The organism is Polaromonas sp. P1_E1_2 (assembly GCF_056406035.1).
On the sequence record NZ_JBFUAZ010000340.1, the window covers coordinates 1 to 4477 of the forward strand.

General features: G+C 62.6%; 4 protein-coding genes. 1 reads left to right on the top strand and 3 read right to left on the bottom strand.

Features of this window, described 5'->3' with window-relative positions; translation table 11 throughout:
* The 3 genes from AC1D1P_RS15100 to AC1D1P_RS15110 form a co-directional block, all read right to left on the bottom strand.
* Positions 1-353 (bottom strand): ion transporter (locus AC1D1P_RS15100; protein ID WP_477673547.1); only part of this gene is annotated, 353 nt, incomplete at its 3' end.
* A 170-nt stretch (positions 354-523) separates the two neighbouring features.
* Positions 524-1636 carry a mandelate racemase/muconate lactonizing enzyme family protein gene (locus AC1D1P_RS15105; protein ID WP_477673548.1) on the bottom strand — a complete coding sequence of 371 codons (1113 nt, stop codon included), beginning with the start codon at positions 1634-1636 and terminating at the stop codon, positions 524-526.
* Positions 1637-1690: 54 nt separating this feature from the next.
* On the bottom strand, positions 1691-3445 hold the full coding sequence (locus tag AC1D1P_RS15110; protein WP_477673549.1) for a long-chain fatty acid--CoA ligase: 1755 nt from the start codon (positions 3443-3445) through the stop codon (positions 1691-1693).
* Positions 3446-3707: 262 nt separating this feature from the next.
* Here AC1D1P_RS15110 and AC1D1P_RS15115 point away from each other — a divergent pair.
* Positions 3708-4477: Bug family tripartite tricarboxylate transporter substrate binding protein (locus AC1D1P_RS15115; protein ID WP_477673550.1), on the top strand; the 770-nt coding region annotated here is incomplete at its 3' end.

Here is a 4477-nt window from a genome sequence, read left to right on the forward strand (position 1 = left end):
AGGTAAGTTGGCAACACGGCGACCAGATCGATGATGCCGAAAAAACTTGTCGCGTACTGCAGCGGCTTGCGCACACACACCAGGCGCGCGATGTATTCGGCGGTGAAGAGTAGCGTGAAGATCCATTCGACCACCGCGAACGCCCGGCCGTGCGAAGCATGGATCGACTGCACGCTGTCGGCCATCACCACGGCGATACTGACCAGGATAAGGGCGATCAGTGTCTTGTCAAAAAGCCGTCCGGCACGGGTGTCGGCCTCAAAGATGATGGTGTACAGGCGCAGCCGCCAGCCATCGAGCGGCTTGTCATCCAGGTCAGGCGAAGGAGGAAGAGGCGGAGCGGGTTTGGCCATGCAGGAAAAGCGCAGCAAGCGCCGCGTGTTCGTTGGTTTGACAGAGCAGCACGATACCTGACCTGGAAAGCCGGCACAGCCGTGCAGGATTTTGCTACTATTTTTATAGCTGCTTGCGCTCGTCCATTATGGCTTTCAGCCACTTTTTACTAAAAATCATCCGAACGACATCAGGATGCCGGCTGGTGGTATCTGGCCCAGGCTGCTTCCGTGGGCGTGGTGCTGGCGCCCGGCTGCTGCGGCAGGCTGAAGTGGCCGTCCACCACCTGGGCCGGCTCCAGGAAGCAGTCCTTGATCCAGGGGATGTATTCAAGCACCGTGCAGGCCGGGTGGGCATGATTGAGGTGCACATGCACCTGACTCATGTCGCCCGCGTGCGGCGCCACCGGCAACCGGAAAGAATGCGCCGTGTCGCAGACGCGCAGCACTTCGGTGATGCCGCCCATGCGCGTCAMATCGGGCTGCACCCAATGAATCGCTTCCTGGTGGAAGAATTCGGCAAACGCGTCGTGCGTGTAGAGCTGTTCGCCCAGCGCCACGGGGATGCTGGTGCTGCGCGCCAGTTGCGCATGGCCTTTCACGTCGTCGTACCAAAGCGGCTCTTCGATCCAGTACAAATCAAATGCCTCTGCCGCGCGGCAAAAGCGCTGGCAGGTGGGCAAGTCCCATTTGCCGTTGCCGTCGGTTGCCATGGTGATGGCGGGGCCGATGGCGCGGCGCACGGCCTCCAGCCGTTTCAGGTCGCGGTCGACGCTGGAGCCAATCTTGACCTTGATGCCGGTAAAGCCTTCGTCCACCGCGCGCTTCGCACCGGCCACCAGCTGGTCGTCGGGAATGCTGAGCCAGCCGATGTCGGTGTTGTAAGCGCGTACTTTCTCGCGCACCTGGCCGCCCAGCAGCTTCCACAGCGGCACGCCCGCAGCCTTGGCCTTCAAGTCCCACAGCGCGATGTCGATGGCGGCCTGAGACAGCGTGATGATGCCGGCGCGCCCCACCCACTGCAGGGCCGGGTTGCGCGCCAGCTTGAGCCATAAACGCTGGATGTCTGCCGCGTCTTCACCGATCAGAAGCGGCGCATGGCAGGTCTCGATGCAGCGCGTGATCAGCTGGTCGCTCGGCAAATGGGCATGGGTGCCGGTGAAGCCGTACCCGGTGAGCCCGTTGTCTGTGTCTATCTGCACCCCGACCACGCCCCAGTGCGAAATGGTATGGGTGCTGTCGGCAATCTGCGAGCCCGTAACGGGCACATGCAGGATAAACGGCTTGACCGATGTGATTTTCAATTTTGTCTCCGGGTGGCACTCAGAAGGCTCAGAACCCTCATCGTGCCAGAGTCTTCACCGTGCGCCCTGCTCCGCTTCCTGCAACGCGCGCCACATCACTTTGCCCGAGCCGCTCTTGGGCAGTGCATCGACAAACTGCACCACACGCGGATATTTGTACGCCGCCATGTTCTCCTTGCACCAGTTGATGATGTCGTCTTCCGTCGTCTGGCCTTTGGCCGCGGCGCGCAACACCACCACAGCCTTGACCGTCTCGCCGCGGTAGGCATCCTTGGTGCTGATGATGCAGGCCTCCTGGATGGCCGGGTGCTTGAACATCAGCGCCTCGACCTCGGCCGGCCACACCTTGAAGCCCGAGGCATTGATCATGCGCTTGAGCCGGTCGGTGATGAAGAAATATCCCTGCTCGTCCATGCGCCCCAGATCGCCCGAGCGAAAGAAACGTTTGCCATCGAGCTCAATAAAAGCTTCGGCCGTCGCGTCCGGACGCTTCCAGTAGCCCTGGAATATCTGCGGCCCGCTCATGATGATTTCGCCCTGCTCGCCCTGTGGCACTTCCTTGAGCGTGACCGGATCAATGATGCGCGAGTCGCAGCTCATGAAGGGAACACCCAGGCATTGCTGTTTGGTGGCGTCATAGGGGTTGCTGTGCGAGGGCGCCGCGGTTTCCGTCAGGCCGTAGCCTTCGGCAAAGCGCAGGCCGTATTGTTCCCACAGGCGCTGGGCCACCGCCTGCGGCATGGCCGCCCCGCCGCCGCCGATGTAGACCAGGCTGCGAAGGTCGAAGCTGGCGAAGTTGGGACTACCCAGCAGGTCGATCACCATGGTGGGGATATTCGTCCAGTGCGTCACCCCCCATCGCGAGATCAGGCGCCCGGCCAGCTCGCGGTCCCATCGCGGCATGATAACCAGCGTCGCACTGCCGTAAATGGAAGCGTGCATGACCGACACCATGCCTGTGATGTGAAACATCGGCACCACAGACAGCGTGACGTTTTCAAACGTGCTGCCGCCCCACAAACAGCTGGCCACCGCGTTGTGCATGATGCTGGCGTGCGTGTGCATGCAACCCTTGGGCAGGCCGGTGGTGCCGCTGGTGTAGGGCAGCACGGCCAGGTCCTGCGGTGTGGCGGTGTGTGGGGGCAGCTCGGTGGTTTCTCCGGCCGTCATCGCATCAGCCCAGCTCATCACCGTGCCGCCATCCAGTGCGGGCAGCGAGTGGCGCGTGCCCAGCCAGTCGCGCCAGGCGTCGGGCATCGCTGCATCGTCGCCGCCGGATTGCTCCATGTCAAAAGCATCGCTGTAATGCGTGACCACCAGGTGCATGAGCCGGTCGGTGGGTGCCAACTGTGCATTGGCCCTGGCCAGCTCGGGCGCMAGGTCGGCTGTGGTGATGGCAATCCTGGCGTCGGGATCGATGATGTAGTGCTTGAGTTCTTCGGCCCGGTTCATCGGGTTGACCGGCACCACCACGGCGTTGGCCCGCAGGATCGCAAAGTGCGCGATCACCCACTGCGGGCAGTTCTGCATGTTGAGCACCACGCGGTCGCCCTTGCGCACGCCCATGCGGTAAAGCGTGGCTGCCAGGCGCTCCGCCTGACGCATCACTTCGGCATAACTAAGCGCGCGGTTGAAGAAAACCAGCGCGGGCTTGTCCGGAAAGCGCAACGCGCTGACCGCCAGGTTGTGCCAGAGCGAAGTCGCCGGCGGCGTGATGCTGTGCGGCAGGCGCTTGGGCCAGACCTGGTGGTGCAGGTTGTGCGGAGTTGCTGCGGGGACGGCCTGGCCGGTGTTGGAATCAAGGGTCAAGAAAAAGGCTCCAGACAAGTACTGACTTGGGACCCAAGCCTACCCCGAGTCCACACTGCCCACATCCGGGAAGCTCCTGATAAAACACTGTCACTTGAGCGACCCGCGCTCACTATGATGGATTGCACCCCGTGCGAGAGCACATGCTTCCCCCTTTCACGAAGGAAGTCCTTCCGGCCTCACCGTTTACACGCGGAAATAAAAGTAGAAACATCCAGGAGACACCATGACCCGATTTCTCGCCCTTCGACGCAAAACCCTGATGTCGGCTTGCGCGCTGGCCTTCACAGCGCTGGCCTCTGGCGCAGCGTTCGCGGCTTTTCCCGAAAAACCCATCCGCGTGGTGATCGGTTTTCCGGCCGGCGGGCCGCTGGACCAGCATGCACGCCTCTTGACCGAGCGCCTGCAGGCCGTGCTGGGTCAGCCCATCGTGATCGACTACAAATCCGGCGCCGGCGGCACCGTGGGCGCACAAGACGTCATGAAGGCCGCGCCCGACGGCTACACCCTGATGCTGGCCAACACCGGCGTGATGGTGATCAACCCCGCGCTCTACAGCAAGCTGCCCTACAACACGCTGAAAGACTTCACCCCGATTGCGCGCACCGCCATGCAACCGCTGGCGCTGCTGGTCAACCCCAAGCTGCCGGTCAACAACCTCAAGGAATTCATCGCCTACACCAAGGCCAGGCCCGGCCAGGTCAACTACGGATCGGCCGGCAACGGCGGCATCAGCCATCTGGTGCCCGAGATGTTCAAGAATGCCACCGGGCTCTTCATGGTGCACATCCCCTACCGCGGCAGCGCCCCCGCTTTTACCGACCTGATGGCAGGCCAGGTGCAGTTCATGGGCGAATCGATTCCGCAGGCAGCCAACTATCACAAGCAGGGCAAGGTTCGTGCGCTGGCCGTGACCAGCAAGGAGCGCAACCCCGCCCTGCCCGACATCCCGACCGTCATTGAATCGGGCATCACGGGGTTTGAGGTGGTGGGCTTTTACGGCTTCCTCGCACCCGCCGGCCTGCCCAAGGA